Source organism: Pseudoalteromonas rubra (assembly GCF_004212645.1).
Lineage (GTDB): Bacteria > Pseudomonadota > Gammaproteobacteria > Enterobacterales > Alteromonadaceae > Pseudoalteromonas > Pseudoalteromonas rubra_G.
In genome coordinates this window covers 1-596 of record NZ_PPUZ01000158.1, presented here as the reverse complement: position 1 = coordinate 596, position 596 = coordinate 1, and the positions used below count along the sequence as shown (strand labels likewise).

Genomic DNA, 596 nt, shown 5'->3' with positions numbered 1-596 from the left:
GGCCCCATCGCCACAGATACCGCAATGGCTATAATGGCCATCGCTGCGGGGCTAAGGGTGCTTTTCTTTTCATGCTTGTGAATTTCAACCAGCTTTTTATAAGCAAGGTCGATATTACCTGCATACTCCGGGTCGTTATGCAGATCTGACATCCAGCTTAGGCTTTCATCACCGCTAAATTTGTTCAGTGTATCCTGGAGTTCTTCCCCCTCATACTGGCCCAGCTCCAGCGTAATACCATGGGTGGCATTGACCTTAACCCCGCCGATGATCTCGTTGTATACCGCAGTATCGACCGTATCCTGCTTGGTTTCGGTCTTGATTTTCCAGGTGCCTTTTTTGACCTTGTTGTAGAAATAATGATCCTGCTCTTTGGCCAGCAGCAGGTTTACCCGGCCATTGCGGGCGTCTATGCTAGTGCCGGTGCCTGAGGTTATTTTCGCGGCCTGTAAGGTGATATCACCAAATTCAGAGGCAATTCGAACACCTTTACCCGCTTCCAGTGCAGAGCGGATAGCAATGGTCTGGAACTCTTGCTCTTCCTCCGTGGTTTTGCCCCACTTGCCACTTTTGCTGCTTTGTGACTGATTGAGCTC

General features: G+C 50.0%; 1 protein-coding gene. It reads right to left on the bottom strand.

Annotated elements, in window-relative coordinates; all coding sequences use genetic code 11:
- Window positions 1-596: hemagglutinin repeat-containing protein (locus C3B51_RS23175; RefSeq protein ID WP_130246546.1), on the bottom strand; the 596-nt coding region annotated here is incomplete at both ends.